Annotated in this window: 3 protein-coding genes and 1 pseudogene; all 4 read left to right on the top strand. The window is 32.6% G+C overall.

Annotated features, from left to right (window positions below; translation table 11 throughout):
• Nucleotides 1-25 precede the first annotated feature (25 nt).
• The gene (locus ACJ5GX_RS04575) at nt 26-2,938 is read left to right on the top strand and encodes an efflux RND transporter permease subunit (protein ID WP_495292750.1); all 2,913 of its coding nucleotides are present in this window, start codon (nt 26-28) and stop codon (nt 2,936-2,938) included.
• A gap of 87 nt (nt 2,939-3,025) precedes the next feature.
• Complete coding sequence (gene nusA / locus ACJ5GX_RS04570) at nt 3,026-4,579, top strand: transcription termination factor NusA (protein WP_010407241.1); 1,554 nt, start codon at nt 3,026-3,028, stop codon at nt 4,577-4,579.
• A gap of 7 nt (nt 4,580-4,586) precedes the next feature.
• Nucleotides 4,587-5,279: pseudogene (locus ACJ5GX_RS04565) on the top strand (translation initiation factor IF-2); the annotation flags it as partial.
• Nucleotides 5,275-5,414 (top strand): ribonucleotide-diphosphate reductase subunit beta (locus ACJ5GX_RS04560; protein WP_495292751.1); only part of this gene is annotated, 140 nt, incomplete at its 3' end. The pseudogene ACJ5GX_RS04565 and the gene ACJ5GX_RS04560, both read left to right, overlap by 5 nt.

Raw genomic sequence — 5,414 nt, 5'->3', positions numbered from 1 at the left:
GCCTGTAGTTTGACAGGTCCCCTATATGAGAACAATATACACAGGTTTTCCTGGACCAGCACAGTTTGATCGATCCATCGAAGGTGTAAAAGAATTGAGAGCTTTTGCAACTAATGATGGTGCTCACATGATAATCGAATTTAGAACAGAGTATAATAATAAAGAAGTGCTCGATAATGTCCGTTCAAAGCTTTTAAACATAAAATCAAAATTACCTATTGAAGCAGAATCTCCGATAATCAATGAAATAGACTTGAGCTTATTTCCGATACTAAACGTTGGCTTGATTGGTAATTTGCCGGAAAGAACTTTAACTGAAATAGCACGCAAACTAAAGAAAGAAATAGAATCTCTGCCAAATGTTCTTAAAGTTGAAGTAGCAGGTATGCGTAAAGAAACAGTGGAAGTTATAATTGAGCCCACAGTTCTAACAAAATATAACATTCAATCAAATGAGATATTTCAAGCTATATCAAACAACAACAGATTGGTAGGAGCCGGATCACTAGAAAATGATACCGGTAAATATTCGATTAAAATATCAGGGTTATTAAAAGACATAGAAGATATTATGAATATTCCTATTAGATCTCAAAGTGATGCAGTTTTGAGAATCAAAGATATAGCAAAAGTATACCTTGGGTTTGAGGATCACCAAGGATTTGCTCGTATTAATGGACTACCTAGCATTGTACTAGAAATTTCAAAACGTAATGGAAAAAACATAATAGACACGGTAAATCAAGTAAAATACTTAATGGACAAAGCAAAAGATCAATTACCTGAAAATTTAAAAGTAGTTTATTTGAATGACCAGTCAAAAAATGTACGTGATGTGCTTGACGACTTGGAAAATGGTATAATATTTGCCGTATTACTAATATTAACCATAATAATGCTCTTTATGGGAACAAGGGCTGCTATTCTTGTTGCACTATCAATACCTGGCTCCTTTCTAATAGGAATAATGGCTCTTTACCTCATGGGTATTACTCTAAATATAGTTGTGCTCTTCAGTTTAATTATGGCAGTTGGCATGCTGGTTGATGATGCAATTGTAATCAGCGAATATGCTGATAGAAAGATGATTTGTGGCATGGATAAAGTAGAAGCCTTTTGCACCTCAGTTCATGATATGTTTTATCCAGTTTTATCATCAACATTGACTAAATTAGCAGTGTTTTTCCCTCTGTTACTCTGGCCCGATACAGTCGGTAAATTTATGCAGTACATACCAATTACAATAATTCTAACTTTAACTGGATCGCTAATTATGGCTTTGGTTTTTATACCAACGCTTGGTGCAATATTTGGTAAACCTTCAATAACTTCAAAAAAAGAAATAATAAGAATGAGTGCTATAGAAAGTGGTGAGGTAAAAAATACTGGGCTTATAATAAGAACTTATGTACGTATGTTAGAGAAAGTCTTAGATCACCCCAAAAAATTTGTATGTGTTGTTGTGTTTGTTTTATTTTTGTCTAGTATATTATATTTTACTTTTGGTCCTGGATTAAAGTTCTTTCCGAATGTAGATTCAGATAACATTTTAATCAGCGTTAAAGTAAAAGAAAGCTTATCAGCCAAAGAACGAGATTTGATACTTAAGAAAGTAGAAGAACGTATTTTGGGTGTTGAAAAGGAAATTTATGTTTTTTATGCTCGATCAGGAAAATTTTCAGACAACGTTATTGCCAAAATTCAATTGGAACTTGTAGATTGGCGCTGCAGGCGCAAAGCTACGCAAATACTAAATGATATAAGGAGTAGTGTACAAAACATAAAAGGAGTAATAATTGATGTACAGGAACAAAAGTCAGGACCATCAGCTGACAAGCCAATACAAATTAACTTAAGCGGAAGTGCATCCAACTTGAATTCAGTAGCAGAGAAAATCCTAAAAATTATGGACCAACCTTCATCTGGATTTATAAATATTCAAGATAGTAGATCAGCACCTGAAATAGAGTGGAATATGAGTATTGATAAGAGTAAGGCTACAAGCTCTGGAGTAAGTGTTGCAACCATCGGTGATTTTATAAAGATGGTTACAAATGGAGTATTAATTGGAAAATATAGACCAAATAACACAGATGAAGAAATTGATATTGTACTACGCTTTCCCAGAAAGAATCGCAACATGAAAACTATAGATAACCTTTTTATTAATACAGCAAATGGACCATATTCTATGAGTAGCATAGTGAAATACGTTCCCGAAAAAAAGGCAAATAAACTAAGTAGGATTGATGGATCACGCACAGTAACAATCTCTGCTGACGTTGATACTGGCTATCTTGTTGATGAAAGAGTTAAGTTCATTCAAAATTCGATTACTCAAGACTGTAGTAAAGGAGTAAAGATTGATTTCAAAGGTGATAAGGAAGATCAACAAAAATCAGGAGCATTTTTATTAAAGGCTTTTATATTAGCAATTACATTGATGATATTGGTGCTAGTGGCACAGTTTAACAACATATACTATACATTTATCGTAATGACAGCAGTGTTTTTATCAACAACATGTGTATTTTTCATTTTCTTTCTTATTCAGAAAGTTTTTGTAGTTGTCATGTGTGGAGTGGGGATAATTGCTTTAGCAGGAATTATAGTGAATAATAATATACTATTGCTTGATGCCTTTCATCAGCAAATTAAGGTGCGCAAAAATAACATTAAGCAATGTATAATAAACGCTTCAATTTCTCGCATCAGGCCAATACTACTTACCGTTGCAACTACAGTTCTTGGTTTAATACCGATGATTACTAGGTTAAATATCAGTTTTTTTACGCTACAAATCACATATGATGCTCCATCAAGCCAGTGGTGGGTTGATATTTCAGCAACCATAGCAAGTGGAATATTGGCTGCAACGGTCTTAACTTTATTCTTTACTCCGGCATTGCTTATCATACAAAGACATGAAAAAACTTGACTTAAATTAGCAATCATTTAACATTTAAGATAGCGTTCTTTACCTGTTGAAGCTATAATTATAACTAATTAAATTGGATTTATTTATATGATTGCTAATCGTAAAAGCAGTGTTAAGCAGAAAAGCAACAAGAATAACATAGTTGGAAGCCTTGATGTAATAAAAACAGCGGGAGAGCTCTCACTTCAAAAAGGTTTGGATTTTAATATTATAATAAATGCACTTAAAAGTGCTATCGAAGCAGTAGCTCAACAAAAGTATGGTAGCAAAAGTAAAATTGTAGTTAATATAGATAGAAACACAGGCAAAGTTACCTCATATAGACAACTAAAAGTCATTAATGATGAATCAAATGAAAATGAGTGTGACTTAATTAAGTTGACACAAGCTAAGTTAATAAAAGAAGATGCAAAAGTTGGAGATACTATTAGTGAGTTGATTTCTCTTAACACTGATCTTGTTTCAGCAAGAATTGCCCAGCAAAAGATTTCTGAAATAATCAAAAATGAAGAGTTAAAAAAGCAATATGAGGAATTTAAAGATAAGGTAGGAGAAATGAGGTATGGCATCGTTAAACAAGTAGAATATTCAGATCTTATTATAGACATAAACGGAATTGGAGCATACCTCCCTTTACGAAACTTAATTGGTGGTGAGTCATTTCGTGAAGGCGATAAGGTTAAAGCTTACATACAGGCTGTTAAGCGCTCTGACGATGGACGTCAAATCATTCTTTCTAGGACTCATGAAGGCTTTTTAGAGGCATTGTTGAATCAAGAAGTACCAGAAGTTGCTGACGGATTGATAACAATTAAAGGTATAGCTAGAGACGCTGGTTCAAGATCTAAAGTTGCTGTTTTTTCATCTGATAAGAATATCGATCCAGTAGGTGCTTGCGTTGGAGTTAAAGGAGATAGAATAAAAACTATTATACACGAATTAAACGGTGAAAAAATCGACGTCATACATTACTCATCAGATTTGGGTCAATTTGTTATTAAAGCCATTACTCCTGCAGAAGTATCAAAGGTCATTATTGACGAAAATGAAAATTGTATAGAGTTAATAGTTGCTGAAGATCAATTGAGTTTAGCTATAGGAAAAAAGGGTCAGAATGTAAGATTAGCTTCAGAGCTTGTTGGATGGAAAATTGAGATATTAAGCACTCAGCAAGAATCAGAAAGAAGAAACAAAGAATTTAGTCAATGTTCAGTTTTATTTGCTGAAGCTTTAAACTTAGAAGAGATTATGGGCCAATTATTGGTAACAGAAGGTTTTTCAAGTGTAGAAGATATATCTAACACTTCAATTAAGGAACTTGCTTCAATAGAGGGCTTCAATGAAGATATTGCAAATGAACTTCATAATAGAGCAAATAATTACCTGAAAGCAGAGAATGATAGAAAAATAGAAGAGCTAAAAAATTTAGGTATGGAAGACGATGTAATCAACTTAGCCTTATCAATAGATAATAAAATTGCTCTTAGTAAACATAATATTAAAACTTTAGAGGACATAGCAGATTTATCAAATTATGAGTTTTGTAGCATACTCTCTTCCTCAACTAATAATAAAGACAATCTAAAAGATACAGCAGATTTAATAATCATAGAAGCACGTAAAAAGCTTGGATTAATATAAAAACAATATGAATAATGAAGATATCAGTAATAAAAAATTAACCCTACAAGGCTTAAGCAAGCTTAAATTAGACATTAATTTAAACTCTTTAGATAGTCAAAGTACTGGTACTACAATAGTAAAAAAAAGAAGAAAAATTCATTCTGCAGAAGAATATAGTTTATTTGACGAGAGTAAATTAGGCTCTTTAACTGAAAAAGAACAAATTTCCCGCATTAATGCTGTACAGAATGCTACTTTGCTGAAAGAAAGGAATCAGAGAGAACAAGAAGAGAAAATAAAAAAAGAAGAAAGCAATCAAGAAGCTGAAGATAAAAATGAATCACACTCTGTACCTAAAGAAATAAATAAGGAAGTTTTAAGTAATACTAACTCAGTTGAACAAAAAGAAGATAGTATTGAATATGAGAACAATGATAAAAAGTCTTTTAAAGCTAGCAAAGATATATACTCTAAGCATTCTAAGCTAGTAATTACACAGGCAATAGATGAAAGAAATGAATACCTCCCTGTATTTAAGCAAAAATTTGGTATAAGAAGTAAACAATCAAAGTTTACTAAGGGTAAAAATATATCAAGAGAAGTTATTATACCAGACAAAATAACTATCAGGGAGTTATCTATTCGTATGGCAGAAGATAGCAAGAATGTGCTAAAAATGCTCAAAGAAGAAGTTGGGGAGAGCTATAGAGTAGATGATCGATCCAATATACAAGCCTTTTAATTATCCTTGGGCATATGATGCATGGTTGCAGCAACAAAGGATACACTGGATACCTGAAGAAGTTCCGCTTGCTGATGATGTGAAAGATTGGAAAACTAAACTTTCGAATGT

It is taken from the genome of Wolbachia endosymbiont of Tuta absoluta, assembly GCF_059414725.1.
This window is presented reverse-complemented; position numbering and strand designations above follow the sequence as displayed.

Excerpts from the sequence above, each read along its gene's own strand:
- ACJ5GX_RS04575 (WP_495292750.1), top strand. The coding sequence starts at position 26 with ATGAGAACAATATACACAGGTTTTCCTGGACCAGCACAGTTTGATCGA.
- nusA (WP_010407241.1), top strand. The coding sequence starts at position 3,026 with ATGATTGCTAATCGTAAAAGCAGTGTTAAGCAGAAAAGCAACAAGAAT.